The following is a 15,127-nucleotide window of genomic DNA, read 5'->3' on the forward strand; positions in this document are numbered from 1 at the left end:
CTAAACGATTAAACGCCGCAGGGCCCTCCGGCTTTCGTACAATGCCCGGTGGCAACGTCAGTCTTCGTCTTCGGCATCCCGCAGGCGTTCCTGGCGCTCCCATTCTTCTTCCTTGGCGGCTTCAATCACATCGAGCAGCTCATCCACGTTCGCGCTTTCGGTGTCATGCTCAAAGCAGCCCGTCAGCTGGCTGTCGGGGTGCAGGTCGCCGGCTTCATAAAGGGCCCAGATCTCCTTGCCATAATCGGTATTCAGCAGCTCCGGGGCAAAGCGGCCGAAATAGCGGCGCATGTTATCTACATCCCTCTCGAGCATGCGCTCCGCGCTGTTATTGCCGGCTGCATTAACCGCCTGGGGCAGATCGATAATGACCGGGCCGGTGGCATCAACCAGAACATTGAATTCGGACAGGTCGCCGTGAATCAGGCCGGCACTGAGCATGCGCACGACGTCGGCAATCACCTTGCTGTGGTAAATGCGGGCCTGTTCGGGGGTGAGGGTAACGTCGTCCAGCCGGGGCGCGGCCTTGCCTTCACTGTCGGCAATCATTTCCATCAGCAGCACGCCGTCAACAAAACCGAAAGGTTCTGGCACGCGAACGCCGGCGTCCGCCAGGCGGTAGAGGGCGTCTACTTCGGCGTTCAGCCAAGCGTCTTCCTGCTCTTTCTGGCCATAGCGGGTTTTCTTGCTCATGGCCCGGGCGCGGCGACTGTTCCGCACCTTGCGGCCTTCCTGGTACTGAACGGCTTGCTTGAAACTGCGCTTCTGGGCCTCTTTATACACCTTGGCACACCGCACCTGGTCGCCGCAGCGCACCACAAACACCTGGGCTTCCTTGCCGCTCATCAACTGGTACAGCACCTCATCGACCATGCCTTCATCGACGAGGGGTTGTAATCGTTTTGGTATCTTCATAAGAGGTTCTGTGCCCGGTTTATCTGGCCGGTTTTCGTTTTAACCGGCGTTTACGGGCACATACTACCCTATATTGGCATCGGGCCGTTCACCTGTTCTGCCAGATCAACTGGAGTCATCATCAGTAGGCGCGTTTTAATGCCGCTCGCAGATCCGGATACAAATCGGTTGAAACGCGAACGGCCTCGCTGTAAGTGGCTGAATCACCATGTTTGGCTATCAGATAGCGCGCCATGGCATCGGCAGAATCAAAGCTTTGATCCGAGCTGGCCCGGATATTATCCCAGCCACCGGAGGCCGCAATGGCAGCCTCACGCCCAACCCTTTTGCCTACCTCAGCCGTCATGGCCGCCATAAGCAGGCTGCCGAGTCCGTATGGCACGAAGTCTGCCGCAGCTGCGATTGCGCCGCCGGCAGCAGCTCCCGCAAGGGTGCCCATGGTTGAACCAATATTGACGATTACCACGGTGTTAACCCACTCAGCCAGTACGTCGTCACTGGTGTAGGGGCTTATGTATTTTCCTTGGTTGTCCTGTCTGATCAGCTGGTTCAGTTCTTCTTCAGCCAGGCTGCCAACCAGTCCCGTTGGTGGAAGCTGCAGATCGCATTTGTCGGCGGTAGCAATTTCGCCCAGTTCATAACAGACTCGCTGACCTGCGGGTGAGTCGCTATACACAGTGTTCCAGCCATGGGGAATGCCATTCAGGGAGCGACCCTCTACATTCAGCCTGGAACCAGTGTACATCCGGGATTGCATGTGTGATCCGTAGGAAGCATGGCGGTGCTCATGCACCCAGGTTGTCATAGAGGAAGGTTGCTTCATCTGGACAAAGTGTTTGCCCGTTTCACGGCCCTCGATAAATTGTCCCTGGGACTGAAACAAACTGGTCATCATCTGCCCTGGAGCGATCGGGAAATTCATCTCAAAAGCGAAATAGATGGGGCCATTCAAAGTGCCATTTTGGGCTTGCCCCTCCATGCGTGTTCGGGTGGTAAACGACGATTCGATCACACCTTGCCCGGGAACCGTCGTGTGAGTGGTCATCTCATAGGAACCAACGGCGACAAAGCGACCATCGGGCAATCCTTCAGCGCATCGGCCTTCAATCAACTTGGTCTCTCCTAGGAGTCTGCGCGGCAGAAGTGTTTTGAGCAAGTGCCTCCGCCGCGCCGAATCACGGTTGTGCCCGAGAGTATAGGCGCAGTATCCAACCGGATAGAGTCACGATTTTCTATTCAGGCAATCAAGACGGTTATAGGCAAGCTCACAACCGTAGCCCGACCACTCAGCACGGCCCAGCACGCCGCCTCAGATCGCCTATGTCAGCCTCATCAGCGAACTCATCCGCCTGAGGTTAAGCGACAGGCAGACCAGATCCCATTCGCCTTGCACGGCATTAAGCCCCCTCAGGCTGAACTGCCGGAAGCCCAGAATATGCTTGATCCAGCCATTAACCGCCTCAACCAGATGCTTGCGCCGGGCGTAAACCGAACGCCCCGTCGCGGTGGCCAGCTTCTCGGCCATCCGTGACGTGGCTGGATAACCGCTCGCGTCTATCTCTGCGCTCTTTTTCCCTTCCCGACGCAGCGAAACATAACCGTCGATCCTTTTGTCCTCCAGGGACTGTAAGTCGTCTTCTTTACGGTAACCGGCATCGGCCAGGCATTGTTTCGGATAGGTTTTCAGGATGTCTTTCACGTCATCCAGTAGCGGTATCAGGCGCCCCTGATCACTGGCATTGCTGCCCAGATGATTAGCGACAATCAGTTGGAATTCACCGTCCACGGCCAACTGGCCGTTGTAGCATTGCTGGAACCCATCCGCCGTTTTCATAATCCGGCTTTGCGGGTCGGTAAAGTTGCTTTGATCTTTGTCGTCCGGCACCCCGTAATCTCGCTTGAAGTTCCGGCCACCGCGGGGTGGGCGGCGGTCATCGTCCGGGTGCCGGCCTTTGGCGGCATCCCGCGCTTTCTGATCCGCTTCCAACTTCTCCTTGGCAGCGCGGATCTTGTCCAGTCGCGCCTGTCGGTACTGCAACTCCTCAGGTAGCTCATCACCCCGCTGGTCCGGGCCGAACTGCCGATCTTCCGACTCATCCGTTCGACGGGCCTGACGACATAGCCCATCGATCTCTTTCGATAAACGATCTTCTTCCTCGCCCATGCGGCCATAGCTCATGGCCTTGTGCTTACTGGCATTAGCCCGAATCTTTGTGCCATCAATCGCCAGTGTTCCCAGCGTGATCAGCTCCGCCTCCCGGGCAATCCGTACGACTTGAATGAAGATGGCCTTGAAGGCGACCAGATGGTGTTTGCGGAAATCACAGATCGTGCGGTGCTTGGGAAAATTACCCGCAGCCAGAACCCGAAAGGCGACGTCTTCCTCCAACTTCCGGGCAATCTTGCGTGAGGAGAATACGCCGGTGGCGTAGGCGTAAATAAGAACCTTCAGCATCATCCGCGGATCGAACGGCGAGTTACGCCGACCGTTGCCTTCGTAGCGGGCGTAAAACGCACTCAAATCCAGCTCCTCGACAACATCACTGACAAAATAGGCCAGGTGGCCATCAGGCAGCCACTCGTTCAGGCTTGGGGGAAGGAGCAATTCCTGGTCGGGCGAGTACGGGCGGAAAGTGGTTCCCATCAGACGTCCTGTTGCCGAAAAATTTTCGGTTTATTATGCCAGAAACGGGCTTCTGCCGCGCAGACTCCTAGTTGAACTTCGGTCTTTGTGCCGGTGGAACGTTCCCTGAACGTGTGCAAGGCATCCATATCGGCTTCGCTGCGGCTGAAGTTGACCAGCCATTGGCCATCAGAGCTGAGTTCGCATACTGCATCGCCAGTGAACCAGGCATCCGGGTTGGCTTGGATTTGCGTATGTCGCAACCCCAATTCGTTTTGAAGTGCCATCAACACAGGGTCTTGGAGATCCGGCGCTTTATTCATGGTATCGGGATGGTACCCGAAGTTGATATTGGCTGACGGTGTGGCAAGGCAGCCGGATAACATTGCTGAGGCAAACAAGGTGGATACAAAACACGGGGTGGCACGGTAAGGCATTGGTTATCTCCAAGCATAGGCCCTGTGGTTCTGGGCGACATGTTGAAATATAAGTCGTATCAACAGAATGACAAGTTGTTAAAAAGGCCATGCTTCTATCCAAATGGGTGTTGCAGTATGTTGGTATGGTAAGTACCCCGAGCCAACAGGAGTGTTGTGTTGACCCTGCAAGGACCTATGCCACGGAACCGATGGCGACCGCTGACGGTCCTGTTGGCCTGTTTGCTGTTTGTTCCATCAGCCTTCTCCATGGACTGGTCGCTGTTGCTGCAGCAGGGGCGAATCGGTGTTGCCTTGCCAGATATCGAGACCGAGGATTGGCGCGTGACCGGCATCCGGGCTGAGGTGGTTAACTCAGTTGAGGCAGACAACCAGGCGGTTATCGTCCGCTTTAAACCCGGTTCAAGGCTGACGGCCGCCACCCTTGCACAGAACGTCGGAGATTCTTCGGTTTTCTTAAATAACGTGCAGCTGGATCTGACCGATGTAACCGTCACCATCAACCTCGGTGGTGCCGAAGACCTTGTGGACCGCACTGCGGTGGCCGGCCATGTCACCATCGAGGTTGAAGACTTGCAGCACCCCAGCCTGAGACCCCAGGGTTGGCGGTTCGATGGGCGGGTGAGTGGTGTTGTGTCTGATCTCAGCCTGGAGGGCCAGCTGCGATCAGATTCCGGCCTGTTGGCCGAGGTGGTGCTGAGAAACCGGAATGAAGAATTCATGGCTGGCCGGGTAGCTTTGGCCATGGCCGCTGAACAAGCCGGCACGGCAATCGCTGATACACTCGCCCAGTGGCCCCCGTTGCTCACGTTAAACCATGGTCAGCTTGAGGCGGCCGCTAGCTTTCGGCAGGAACCGGATGCCCCCCTCGTACTGGATGCCCGGCTGAATCTGGCGGGCGTGAGTGGGGTCTTCGATCGAACCGCGTTTTCCGATATGAGTGGCCGTTTGTTATTCAGCCTTGAAGACGAATCACTGGCTGCCCGCCTGCGCGACATCACCATTGCCCAGTTCAACTCCGGCATTGGCATAGGTCCGGTGCGGTTGCTGGCGGATTATCGAGCGCCGGCCGCCGAGCCGCTCACTGGCCAGTTAGAGATTCAGCAGGCCACAGCCGAATTTCTCAATGGCCGCCTGAGAGTCGCACCGCAATCCTTCGATCTGGCCAATCATCCCGTTAACGTCCCGTTGGACGTCTACGAGTTATCGCTTGAACGGCTGCTGGAAGTTTACCCGGCCGAAGGCTTTGAGGGCACCGGCAGGCTAAACGGCCGGATACCGCTAATGATCTCCGGCACATCGGTAGAGGTTGAGCAAGGCACCATGGCGGCTATTGTTCCGGGCGGCCGCTTGCGGTTACCGGGCGAGCGATTGCAGGCCATGCTGGGCAGTAGCCAGGCCGTGGATCTGGTGGTGCAAGCTTTGCAAAACTTTCACTATTCGGTGCTGGATAGCACGATAGACTACGATAAGAATGGAAATCTGATGTTAGGCCTGCGGCTGGAGGGAGAGAGCCCGAGCGTTCGTGGCGGCCAGCCGGTGGTGCTGAACATCAACCTTGAAGAAGACATTCCTGCCCTGTTAACCAGCCTACAGCTGAGCGGCAGGGTGAACGAAGCCGTTACCGAACGTGTTCGGGAGCGGCTGCAACAGTCCGGGCAGGAGGCACAACCATGATCAATGTGTGGCGGTCACGCAGGCCGCTGGCGATGAGAGTTTTGATGATATCGGTCCTGCCGTTGGCGTTCATCGCTTGCACGCCAACCGTACAGATGGCGGCGCCGAAAGAACCGATTACCGTGAATCTGAACGTTAAAATCCAGCACGAGATCTACGTAAAAGTGGACAGGGAAGTGGATGAACTGTTCAGCGATAAAGGCCTGTTCTGAACAACAACGGCCTGACCAAGGGCAGATCGAGGGGTTGAAGATGAAACGACTGATGCAACTGGGCGCTTTCCTCCTGGCCATCGGCATGGCACTGCCGGCGCTCGCCATGGGCCTGGAAGAGGCCAAGCAGAAACTGGAAACCGTCAAACAGCAGGGCCTGGTGGGCGAAACGCCGACCGGTTACCTGGAAGTGGTGCGCGCAGAAGGCGATGCGCCAGCGGTGGTGCAGGCCATCAACAACGCACGCCGGGATGAGTACGCCCGCATTGCCGAGCGGCACGACATACCAGTTACCCAGGTGGAAACCGTGGCTGGCAAGAAGGCTATTGAGAAAACGCCGGCCGGGCAATTCGTTCAGGTTAATGGCCAGTGGGTGAAAAAGGGGAACTAGTCTGGTTTAAGGCTTACATCTTTATGTAAACGTCAGCCTGGTAAGGGTTGCGTGGCAACTTTGAACCAGTACTCTTCCATAATTTTGATGATTTCAACCATGCCACTAAAGCTCAGTGGCATACGAATGACTGACGCAGCGCCAAGTTGATAAAGGTGGCGGGTCGCGACGTTGGCATTTCTCGGGCAGAAGACAATGACAGGAATCGTCTTTACCACGGGCATGCGCTTGAGTTGGCATAGCATCTTTAAAGAGCGATGATCGTCAACGGACTGAATAATCAGTATCAGGTTCGGTGCCTCGATAGGCTTGATTTGCTCAGCATGAATGGGGCTTTCTATCGATTCGAGAAAGCTATCTGAATCGCTGAAAATACTAAGCTCATGATCCATTGCATTGGTTTGTAACGCATCAACAAGCTCCTCCCTGTTAGAGCCGTCCTGAGATATGAGTGCGATTTTGTATTTGGATTTTGCACGCAATGCGTCCATTCCTCTAACCCTTGCTCGAGGTGCCAGTAATCGGCTGGATATGTTCGATCTATGAAGCGTGATCATCAGCGATAATGGTGGCGTTGTTGTGATTTAAGGCAAACGCCAAGGCTGATTCGGAGGGCATCGGTTTGGCTATCATATAGCCTTGGCCATGACTGCAGCTCATTTCGGCAAGAGACTCTAATTGCTCACCAGTCTCAATGCCTTCGGCGATTACTTGCATGCCCAATGACTGGGCCATCGTAATGACTGCGTGGCAAATCGCCGGTTCCACCAGTGAGTCCTGGCCATTGATTGACACAAAGCTCTTGTCGATTTTCAGATACCTGAATCAGTGACTCCGCTTGCCAACATACCCGTCAGGTGGCCCCAAGTGCCAACTTGAACGGGAATCTGGTGAAATGCTGGTTTTTGAGGGCCGGGAAGCTGAGGCCGGAAGCGGGCGACGGCCCTGGGTTGGTCAATAAACAACCAGAAGGCAGCATTCAGGCAATAGCGGGCTGCCCCGGCAGAGGATTCCGGGATGATTGTTTTTTTCCAGTGGTTGAGTTGGCCTATCCAGAGGAAGCAAGGCCCCGATAAAGGTCGCGGTAAACCGTAAAGCCTGGACAGTGTCGGCCAAATCTCAGTATCCATTGCCGGCCGCTGTGCACCAGGCGGCAGGCCATGGTCATGATTTCCTGCATCACGGTTCTCAGGCGGCGACGTTTGGCCGGATGGCGCACCGGCGCATCCGGGCCGGTCAGTCTCAGGCCCATCCAGCGCAGCACGTTGTACCCCATCGTTGCGAAGGCCATGATCAGGTTGTTGGTGTCGAATTTCCCGGACGGCAGTCGTTCCAGATTCAGGTCGGTCTTGAACTCGCTGTGGAACTGCTCACTGGTGGCGTGATCGCTGTACAGCGCCATGGTGTGTTGCTCGTCGGCTACTTCGGCCGGCAATGAAGTCACCCAGCCTTCGAGGCTGACTTCCGGTTCGAGATACAGCTGGCCCTCGGCATCGCTGGTACGAACGGTGATCTTCACGATGCGACGCAGACCGGGCTCGTCCAGAATCGTTTCTGACAGAACCGCTTCCATCTTGCCATCGCGTTCCAGTGACCAGGCTTTTCGGGCCTGGGCCTTGTCCGCCCAGACGAGCGGATCCTCTTTACGAGGGTTCCATTTGATCAGGAAGTCGACCTGGTCCTGCTCGCGCAGGAAATCGCGATTGGCACGGGCATCGTGTGCGCTGTCCAGACGCAACAAAATGGGCTTATCCGTCATTGATCGAGCCCGGGGTAACACCCGTTTTAGGGTGTCGAGAAATCCCTTGTTGGCGTGCTGGCTGCCAGGGCGCAGCTCGCAACCCAGGCACCAGCCTTCCTGCCCCAGGTAGGCGGCCAGCGGTGCATAACCGTCGTAGCCCTTGTAGGTGTAGCTGACACCCTCCTTATGGGTCTGGCTGTTGTCCATGGGAAAGACATCCATATCCAGCGCAACGTGGCCCATCGCCAGAGGTGACACCGGGGCCTCGACGGACTGAAGAAACTCGACGCTGGCATCATCCAGCAGGGGCGTCAGGCCTTGAGCATCTTCATCAAATCGCTGGCGCAACCGGGCCGAGGATGGCGATTGCTTGATGCCCAGCGCAGACTTGAAAAATGGGTCTGTTCGCACTGGCTCGGCCGCCTCGAAGTCACTCTTGCCCAGCGTGATCAGGCCCAGGTAGGTCCGGATCAGTTCGATGTTCGGAATGCCGTGCCGCTTGGCGACGGTGCGGGCAGTCTTGGTAAGCGATGTATGCCGGTTCAGACAATGACCGACCAAGGCCAGCCCGCCGTTGGGTGTATAGACTTCGGTTCGGGATTGTTGGAGAGTGAAAGTGCGCATGAGCCGAAAGCACTGACTGGGTGAATGGATGTCAGGTGCTATTATATCGCTCTAAGCCTTATTATTGCAGGCTTTGGGCAGCGCTTGGGCTGAATGAAGTCACGGATTCAGGAGATAGTTTGCAGGGAAGTGTCGTAAATACTTAAGTGAGGAATACCCGGTGCCGAAATCATCAATTGAGATTTTTACGCCCAGAGCGCTTATTTGTTCAAGCTGATCGATTGCTGCGTTGTCGTCTGGGTTAATGTCCATCACTACCTCTTCTGTGACCTCTATTTCCAATAGGCTCGGATCGATACCATTCTCGCGTAAGGTGTCTTGAAGAAATTTGACGAAGCTGCCGCCAACAACCTGGAGTGGCGATACATTTATCGCAATCGAAAAACCAGTAATACCTTGGTTACGCCATTCGCTTAGTATTTTACAGGCCTCCCTAGCGACCCATTGGCCTATGGGGATAATGAGCCCGGTTCTCTCTGCGACTGGGATAAATTCTCCTGGCGATACGACACGCTGAGCATCCTTATTTTCCTGGACCCATCGAAGCAATCCCTCAAAACCTATGATTTTACGATCATGAAGATTCCATTTGGGCTGAAGGTATAGCTCAAACATATTATTATCGAGGGCGCTACGCAGCCCTTTCTCGATCCTTATATTATCTTCGAGCTGCTTTTGGAGTTTGGAAGTAAAACATTGTAACTGGTTTACGCCATGCCGTTTTGCCTCATAAAGTGCAATATCCGCTTTTTGCATTAGTTTGATTGGGGTTTTTCCATTCTCAGGGTACATTGATATGCCAATGCTTGCGGATATGCTTAGTTCATGGCCCCGGATGGCAGTTGGCGGAGCTATGGCTTCTAATATCTTTTTGGCGACGCAGACAGCATCCTCATAGCTGTTTATATCATCAACGAGTATTGTGAATTCATCGCCACCAATTCTGGCGGCGAAATCCGAGTCGCGTATAACTTTCTTTATACGGTCTGCAATCAGATTCAGAAGCAAATCACCGGTTGGATGCCCCAATAGATCGTTGATTTCTTTGAATCGATCAAGGTCCAAGAAAAGTACCGCAAGTTTCGTATTCTTGCGTTCAGCCCGGGCCAGCGCCGCTTCCAACATTTCCTCAAATAACAATCGGTTACCGAGGCCGGTGAGATGGTCACGTTTCGCCAGTCGCTCGAGTTTTATTTCGGCATTTTTGTGCTTGAGCGCGTGGTCAATGGTGCGATCAAGCAACGTCGTAGAAAGCTCATTTTTAGGAATGAAATCTGCAGCACCCAAATTCATGACCTCGTTATCAATCAGGTCAGAATCTGCCCCTGTTAATACGACGATTGGCTGGCAGATGTGAAGTAGAGAAGCCTCTTTAATCAATTCTATAGCGGTATTGGCACCTAGGAAGTAGTCGAGTAAAAATATATCGGTTTTGTTATCGGTAATTAGTGATCTCGCATGCTGAAAACTTTTTACGTGATCAATTTCAAAAAGGAACCGTTTTGAATCACGTAAAAGTGTTTCCAGAATTAAAAAATCACCATCATCATCATCAACGATGACAACCCTTATATTGTTACTTTGCATTTGGCAACTCCACAATGGAACACCAATAGTTGTTGATAACCTTTACCTCACTAATCAGCTTTTCAAAATCGACTGGCTTTGTAATGAAGGAGCTTGCCCCTAGGTCATAGCTTCGAAAAACTTCCTCTTCCCTGTTTGATGTCGTAAGAACTAAGATAGGGATATGCCTAAGTTCGGGATCTTTTTTTATGCGCTTCAAGCATTCCTGTCCATCCAGCTTTGGCATGTTCAAATCAAGTAGGATCAGATCCGGAAAAGGATGGTCTTTGTCATTATACGGGTGCGTCCTGTAAAGATAATTCATTAACTCCTCGCCGTTCTCAACAAAATATAGAGGATTAACAGATTTGCTCTCCCGGAATGCTTCTTTTGTGAGTTCCCGGTCTTCCGGGTCATCATCTGCCATCAAAATCGTTATGGGTCTCATAAATTCCCTCGCTTGCTCTTAGATAGTGGAAGGTCAATCTGGAATGTCGAGCCTTTGCCCACCTCACTGTCGGCCGTGATTATGCCTCCATGACGTTCGACAACCTTTTTGCAGATCGCCAGCCCCATGCCAGTACCTTCGTATTCACTCCGTCCATGCAGGCGCTTAAAGACCTCAAAAATTTGGTCTTTGTACTGGGGATCGAAACCTATGCCGTTGTCTGAGACTGTCAGACGATAGGTATCGTCAGATATGGCGCCTCCTTTGATGGTGATCACCGGGGACGCGTCTGGCGACCGATACTTTAAAGCGTTACTGACGAGGTTCTGGGCGAGTTGCCGTAGCTGGGCTTTGTTGCCCTTGATTTCCCCCGTTATTTCTTTGTGAATAGTTGCGTGGCTCTCTTCGATGCGTAGCTGCAGGTCACGCTCGGTCTCTTCGAATAGTTCATTCACTAAAACATACTCGTGCTCACTATTTTGTGTTGTTACACGACTATATGCGAGCAGGCTGTTGATAAGAGTCTCCATCCGTGTCGCCGCGTCTCGGATGTAGGACACGAACTGCTCGCCTCTCTGATCAAAGTTCCCGTACTTTCCGGACATCAGTAACTGGGTGAAAGACAACAGCTTTCTGAGAGGCTCCCTCAGGTCGTGAGAAGCCACAAATGCAAACTGCTCTAGCTCTTCGTTTGACGCCCTAAGTGCAATTGCTTTGGCTTTTTCTCTTTCTTCGGCCATTTTCCGGTGAGCGATTTCAGTTTCGAGTCGTTTCTTGACTTCAAGAAGCTCAGCTAAATGCCTCTGAAGCTCATTTTTAGTGCTGAGAAGGTTCGCTTCAGAGCTTCTTCTCAAGGCGATTTCCGACTTCAAATCGATGTTAGCTTGCTGAAGTTCCATAGGGCGGGGTAGTGCCAGTACCTTTGGAATTAAAGGCCAAACCAGAATGGCTGTGGCCACGGATACGACGGCTGTTAAGGCTTTTACAGCGCCGGAGAGGTAATAGTGTCCGTTCCATATGTTCCAGATGGCAAACACATGGGTGGCGCCACAAGCAAAAATGAAGATGGCAAAAAGTACAAACATCCATTTGTACTCCAGGTCTTTTCTCTTTTTCATCAGCACATACAGTGCGAAAGGGATTGTGAAGTAGGCCGCCGCTATGAGGGCGTCAGACACCGAGTGGAGAAGCACCAGATCAGCACGCCAAAGGTAGCAGTGCCCGTGTCCAATAAAGGTCAGATCGAACCAGTCATTTAAGCCCTGAGCATGGTTTTTCATTCAGCTTCTATCCGCAATTTTGTGGGCCAACCAAGTTGGTAGGTGCAGGTTGCATCAGATAGTTTAGCTCAATAATTAGCGTTTAGCCGAAAGTAACTTTTTTGGTTTTATTCGTTTTGTCTAGAAATATCAGATGTTTATGTTTTTATTCCTTAATGGTTGACTGGCTGAGGGTGTCATTTGGGGCCCAAGTTCTATTATTTTTGGTGCTGTTACCTGTCGTTGAATGATTCGTATAAAATGTAACCTGCGACAAAAAGTTGGCGACCTGATGTTTGATACGACTCCTGACAACCTGCATCCTTTCATTAATGCGTTGCAAGATCCCGTTCTGATTGTAGATTCCAAGCTTAAAATAGTATTGGCCAACACCGGTGCTTGTGAAATGTTTGGCTACCCTCGTGGGCAGTTGGTTGGCTCAGATTTGACCCTTCTCATTCCTGAGCGTCATCGAGAGGCTCACGAAACCTATGTGCAGGATTATCTACATGACCCCCTCGTTCGTCCCATGGGGGCCGGAGGCTACTATACCGGTTTGTTGTCTGATGGTAGCGAGTTGCCAGTCGATATCATGATTAGTCCCATCAGACTGGATGGGCGACGTGCAGCCTTGGCTATAGTGAGGGATATTTCTTACCAGCGGAAACTTGAAGAGCGCCTTCTCCGTGACTCGCTGACGGATGAAATGACCGAGTTCTACAACCGCAAGCACTTTCAGTCTCAGCTCAAATCACAGTTTTCGAACTTCAAGAGATCAGGAATGCCGGCTTCTTTACTGCTGTTCGATTTTGATCATTTTAAGACAGTCAATGACTTATTTGGCCACGCGGCGGGTGACAGAGTTTTGATCGAGTGCTCTGCGGCGATTCGTGACAGTCTTCGCCCGTCTGATATCGGTTTCCGTATTGGCGGCGAGGAATTCGCGATTATCCTCCCGAATACCCTTCTCACGGAAGCGGTATCGATAGGCAAGCGGCTCTGTGGGCTCATCTCAGCTTCAAAGATCGCTTGTGAAGATGACGAGTTAAGAGTTTCCGTTACGGTAGGTGTTGCCACACTAGATGCATCAGACCACTCTGTTGAAACGCTGTTCAGGCGCGCAGATCAAGCGCTTTACGCTGGTAAACAGACAGGTCGAAACCGTGTAGTGTCGCAGGATATGATCTAGGCAGTTGGAACGAATACAGAGCGATGTCTCAGAACTCTGTAAGTACCGGCTCCATCAGCCTGTACACCCAGGCTGATCGGCCATCCTGCAGTGTTAACTCCACCCTTTCGTAGCGCACGCCCAGTCGTTCGTACCTGTCCAGTGCCCTGAGCTCGCCGGCGCTCACTTCAATCACTTCACCCTGTGTCACGGCTTCTGGGTCTGGCTTCAAGTCGAGTTTTTCCTTTCGGAATCCAGGTAATCCGGCGGGCTCACTGCTGCCAGCGCGCCCCATTACCAGCCAACGCACCCAGGGCCGGGTGAGGGTGCCGTACACAAACACCGAATAGGTTTTGTCTTCGTCGATCGCAGGCAGCTCCGCCGTTGGGTTGTAGCCAAAACTGCTGACAAAGGTCAGCCAAAGGTAGGCCACACCCACCATCAGCAGTGCCATAAATAGCGCCAGGGAGCGTTTGATCGATTTTCTCATAGATCGCTACGCAGTCTCTCCGGCATGGCTTATAAGCACACCGGGCGCACCGGTTTGCAGCTTGTCTCGCAGGCTGTCTGGAATGACGACCTTGGCCATCTTCGACGGCTGAATAACCACGTAGGTGATGTCTGCATCGGCGATAGACTGCCCGTCACCGTGCCGGAAGAATTCAAGGTGCAGGGTGAACGACGTATTCCCCAGCCGCCCGGCCTTGATGCGGGCTTCCAGCACATCGTCAAACTTCGCTGGCGCTTTCCAGTTCACCGTCAGGCTGACCACCTGAATGTCCAGATCCTGATCAAGCAGGTGCTGGTAATCACCAAACAGCGTGCGGACATACTCATTCACGGCAATATCCACGAAATCCGCATAGCGGGCATTGAACACCACGCCCTGGGCATCGCATTCGCCGTAGCGCACCCGGAAGCGGAAACGGAAAGGCTGTTCAGGCATGAAGACTCCTTTTCAAGTATTTATTGGTCAGTTCAGCTTTCCATACTTGACGATGTGGCCCATTATTGTAAAGCGGTCTCCGAACTGTGCTTGAATGTAGAGGCAAGTAGCGGGCTAAGGCATTAACCCGACGAGACACAAAGTGTTGGTGTGATTGTACAAAAGGGAATAATCATGATTGCTTTAAGGAAAGGTGTGCGTGGCTTGGCAGTGTTATCCAGCGTTACCTTATTGGCGGCCTGTGGCGGAGGCGGCGGAGGCGGCGGTTCTGGCGGACCAGACCTGACTCTGGATAACGATAATCTGGCGGAGCAAACGGTTGAGGTTGGTCAGGAGTCGGATGTTAGCGGCATTCTGGGCTTACAAGATGATATTGATACGGGGCAGGAACTGATCCTTGAGGTGATGGAAAGCATTGAAGCTCAACACACAGGCTCATCAAGCACGATCAACTGTGAGCAAGGTGGCACTGCCACTGTGACTGATGAGAGTGCTGATGGCAGGATTGATGAGAAATGGTTATTGCAGGATTGTGTCATCAACACTCAAGTGCTCGGCAGCGTTAGCCTCAGTGGTGACTATCGATTTGTTGCCAGTTTTAGCGGTGACGAGGATGCAGATTTCGTTCTTGATGGTTTTGAAACCTATGGGATCGAAGGCATGCGACTATCGACTTCCGATCAGATCAACCTGAGGGGGCGGGCTGACTTCGATTATTCCAAAACAGGAAACTCCATCAGGTTTATCGATACCGCCAGTGTGTTTGAGTTTAAAGTTGGTGATCTGTACGTTGCCATCACCGACGCCGAGACCCGACTGGAGGGTAATGACGTCACCTTGGATTTCACAACCAAAGGTAAGCTGATAGGCTCTGCCATTGGTGGCTATATCCAGCTATCGACTCCCCAGGTTGTAAAAATTAACAATGGCGAAGCTTGCCCGGCCTCAGGCATTCTCCGGGTAGCCAGCAATGGTGTGGCGGAGATTCTTTTTGGCACGAGCACTGAAGGAACTGGCGACGCAGTGCAAATCAGAGTTGACGGTCAGATCGTAGACAGCTCTGACGACTGCAGCGCCATCGGCTTTATTCCCTAAATCCGATCTCCTCGGGGTGAAGGCT

The 15,127-nt window shown here is 53.1% G+C and carries 17 protein-coding genes; 5 read left to right on the forward strand and 12 right to left on the reverse strand.

The features are described 5' to 3' along the window. Window positions 1-57 precede the first annotated feature (57 nt). The 4 genes from ASQ50_RS19240 to ASQ50_RS19255 all read right to left on the reverse strand — a co-directional run bounded on the left by ASQ50_RS19240 (window position 58) and on the right by ASQ50_RS19255 (window position 3,861). Window positions 58-915, reverse strand: a complete 858-nt coding sequence (locus ASQ50_RS19240) for a PA4780 family RIO1-like protein kinase (RefSeq protein ID WP_058090099.1) — start codon at window positions 913-915, stop codon at window positions 58-60. Window positions 916-1,036: 121 nt separating this feature from the next. Next, entirely contained in the window at window positions 1,037-2,026 is a 990-nt protein-coding gene (locus tag ASQ50_RS19245) for a hypothetical protein (protein ID WP_058090098.1), read from the reverse strand. 207 nt (window positions 2,027-2,233) lie between these two features. Next, complete coding sequence (locus ASQ50_RS19250) at window positions 2,234-3,559, reverse strand: IS1182 family transposase (RefSeq protein ID WP_068351393.1); 1,326 nt, start codon at window positions 3,557-3,559, stop codon at window positions 2,234-2,236. Further along, a complete protein-coding gene (locus ASQ50_RS19255; protein ID WP_156510040.1) occupies window positions 3,559-3,861 on the reverse strand; it encodes a hypothetical protein in 303 nt (100 codons plus the stop codon). Before ASQ50_RS19255 ends, ASQ50_RS19250 begins: the two co-directional genes overlap by 1 nt. A gap of 291 nt (window positions 3,862-4,152) precedes the next feature. Here ASQ50_RS19255 and ASQ50_RS19260 point away from each other — a divergent pair, with 291 nt between their 5' ends. The 3 genes from ASQ50_RS19260 to ASQ50_RS19270 are packed head-to-tail and all read left to right on the forward strand — an operon-like array spanning window position 4,153 to window position 6,255. After that, complete coding sequence (locus ASQ50_RS19260) at window positions 4,153-5,652, forward strand: YdbH domain-containing protein (RefSeq protein ID WP_058092782.1); 1,500 nt, start codon at window positions 4,153-4,155, stop codon at window positions 5,650-5,652. 32 nt (window positions 5,653-5,684) lie between these two features. Then, entirely contained in the window at window positions 5,685-5,864 is a 180-nt protein-coding gene (locus ASQ50_RS19265; protein ID WP_058092783.1) for a YnbE family lipoprotein, read from the forward strand. Window positions 5,865-5,904: 40 nt separating this feature from the next. Continuing rightward, a complete protein-coding gene (locus ASQ50_RS19270) occupies window positions 5,905-6,255 on the forward strand; it encodes a YdbL family protein (RefSeq protein WP_058092781.1) in 351 nt (116 codons plus the stop codon). Between the two features lie 32 nt (window positions 6,256-6,287). Here ASQ50_RS19270 and ASQ50_RS19275 read toward each other — a convergent pair whose 3' ends face one another. The 6 genes from ASQ50_RS19275 to ASQ50_RS19300 all read right to left on the reverse strand — a co-directional run bounded on the left by ASQ50_RS19275 (window position 6,288) and on the right by ASQ50_RS19300 (window position 11,914). Next, window positions 6,288-6,746, reverse strand: a complete 459-nt coding sequence (locus ASQ50_RS19275) for a hypothetical protein (protein WP_058092780.1) — start codon at window positions 6,744-6,746, stop codon at window positions 6,288-6,290. Window positions 6,747-6,795: 49 nt separating this feature from the next. Beyond that, window positions 6,796-7,071 (reverse strand): EAL domain-containing protein, encoded by a 276-nt coding sequence (locus ASQ50_RS19280; protein ID WP_082888524.1) that lies wholly within the window; start codon window positions 7,069-7,071, stop codon window positions 6,796-6,798. Between the two features lie 232 nt (window positions 7,072-7,303). After that, the gene (locus tag ASQ50_RS19285) at window positions 7,304-8,620 is read right to left on the reverse strand and encodes an IS1380 family transposase (protein WP_068351601.1); all 1,317 of its coding nucleotides are present in this window, start codon (window positions 8,618-8,620) and stop codon (window positions 7,304-7,306) included. Window positions 8,621-8,719: 99 nt separating this feature from the next. After that, window positions 8,720-10,207 carry a GGDEF domain-containing response regulator gene (locus ASQ50_RS19290; protein ID WP_058090372.1) on the reverse strand — a complete coding sequence of 496 codons (1,488 nt, stop codon included), beginning with the start codon at window positions 10,205-10,207 and terminating at the stop codon, window positions 8,720-8,722. Then, complete coding sequence (locus ASQ50_RS19295; protein WP_264754025.1) at window positions 10,197-10,613, reverse strand: response regulator; 417 nt, start codon at window positions 10,611-10,613, stop codon at window positions 10,197-10,199. The genes ASQ50_RS19290 and ASQ50_RS19295 overlap by 11 nt, the downstream gene beginning before the upstream one ends. 17 nt (window positions 10,614-10,630) lie before the next feature. Next, a complete protein-coding gene (locus tag ASQ50_RS19300) occupies window positions 10,631-11,914 on the reverse strand; it encodes a sensor histidine kinase (RefSeq protein WP_058090374.1) in 1,284 nt (427 codons plus the stop codon). Window positions 11,915-12,185: 271 nt separating this feature from the next. Here ASQ50_RS19300 and ASQ50_RS19305 point away from each other — a divergent pair, with 271 nt between their 5' ends. Next, window positions 12,186-13,082, forward strand: a complete 897-nt coding sequence (locus tag ASQ50_RS19305) for a sensor domain-containing diguanylate cyclase (protein ID WP_058090375.1) — start codon at window positions 12,186-12,188, stop codon at window positions 13,080-13,082. Window positions 13,083-13,110: 28 nt separating this feature from the next. Here ASQ50_RS19305 and ASQ50_RS19310 read toward each other — a convergent pair whose 3' ends face one another. Further along, on the reverse strand, window positions 13,111-13,551 hold the full coding sequence (locus ASQ50_RS19310; RefSeq protein WP_058090376.1) for a gamma-glutamylcyclotransferase family protein: 441 nt from the start codon (window positions 13,549-13,551) through the stop codon (window positions 13,111-13,113). A 6-nt stretch (window positions 13,552-13,557) separates the two neighbouring features. Further along, complete coding sequence (locus ASQ50_RS19315; protein WP_058090377.1) at window positions 13,558-14,007, reverse strand: acyl-CoA thioesterase; 450 nt, start codon at window positions 14,005-14,007, stop codon at window positions 13,558-13,560. Between the two features lie 174 nt (window positions 14,008-14,181). Here ASQ50_RS19315 and ASQ50_RS19320 point away from each other — a divergent pair, with 174 nt between their 5' ends. Beyond that, window positions 14,182-15,102 (forward strand): hypothetical protein, encoded by a 921-nt coding sequence (locus tag ASQ50_RS19320; protein ID WP_156510041.1) that lies wholly within the window; start codon window positions 14,182-14,184, stop codon window positions 15,100-15,102. Window positions 15,103-15,127 lie beyond the last annotated feature (25 nt).

Origin of the sequence: Marinobacter sp. LQ44 (assembly GCF_001447155.2) — a bacterium.
Taxonomy (GTDB): Bacteria; Pseudomonadota; Gammaproteobacteria; order Pseudomonadales; family Oleiphilaceae; genus Marinobacter.

Coding starts and splice junctions, on each gene's coding strand:
- ASQ50_RS19285 (WP_068351601.1), bottom strand. CDS start 8,620: ATGCGCACTTTCACTCTCCAACAATCCCGAACCGAAGTCTATACACCC.
- ASQ50_RS19305 (WP_058090375.1), top strand. CDS start 12,186: ATGTTTGATACGACTCCTGACAACCTGCATCCTTTCATTAATGCGTTG.
- ASQ50_RS19265 (WP_058092783.1), top strand. CDS start 5,685: ATGAGAGTTTTGATGATATCGGTCCTGCCGTTGGCGTTCATCGCTTGC.
- ASQ50_RS19260 (WP_058092782.1), top strand. CDS start 4,153: ATGCCACGGAACCGATGGCGACCGCTGACGGTCCTGTTGGCCTGTTTG.
- ASQ50_RS19250 (WP_068351393.1), bottom strand. CDS start 3,559: ATGGGAACCACTTTCCGCCCGTACTCGCCCGACCAGGAATTGCTCCTT.
- ASQ50_RS19240 (WP_058090099.1), bottom strand. CDS start 915: ATGAAGATACCAAAACGATTACAACCCCTCGTCGATGAAGGCATGGTC.
- ASQ50_RS19295 (WP_264754025.1), bottom strand. CDS start 10,613: ATGGCAGATGATGACCCGGAAGACCGGGAACTCACAAAAGAAGCATTC.
- ASQ50_RS19310 (WP_058090376.1), bottom strand. CDS start 13,551: ATGAGAAAATCGATCAAACGCTCCCTGGCGCTATTTATGGCACTGCTG.
- ASQ50_RS19270 (WP_058092781.1), top strand. CDS start 5,905: ATGAAACGACTGATGCAACTGGGCGCTTTCCTCCTGGCCATCGGCATG.
- ASQ50_RS19315 (WP_058090377.1), bottom strand. CDS start 14,007: ATGCCTGAACAGCCTTTCCGTTTCCGCTTCCGGGTGCGCTACGGCGAA.
- ASQ50_RS19290 (WP_058090372.1), bottom strand. CDS start 10,207: ATGCAAAGTAACAATATAAGGGTTGTCATCGTTGATGATGATGATGGT.
- ASQ50_RS19275 (WP_058092780.1), bottom strand. CDS start 6,746: ATGGACGCATTGCGTGCAAAATCCAAATACAAAATCGCACTCATATCT.
- ASQ50_RS19255 (WP_156510040.1), bottom strand. CDS start 3,861: ATGAATAAAGCGCCGGATCTCCAAGACCCTGTGTTGATGGCACTTCAA.
- ASQ50_RS19300 (WP_058090374.1), bottom strand. CDS start 11,914: ATGAAAAACCATGCTCAGGGCTTAAATGACTGGTTCGATCTGACCTTT.
- ASQ50_RS19320 (WP_156510041.1), top strand. CDS start 14,182: ATGATTGCTTTAAGGAAAGGTGTGCGTGGCTTGGCAGTGTTATCCAGC.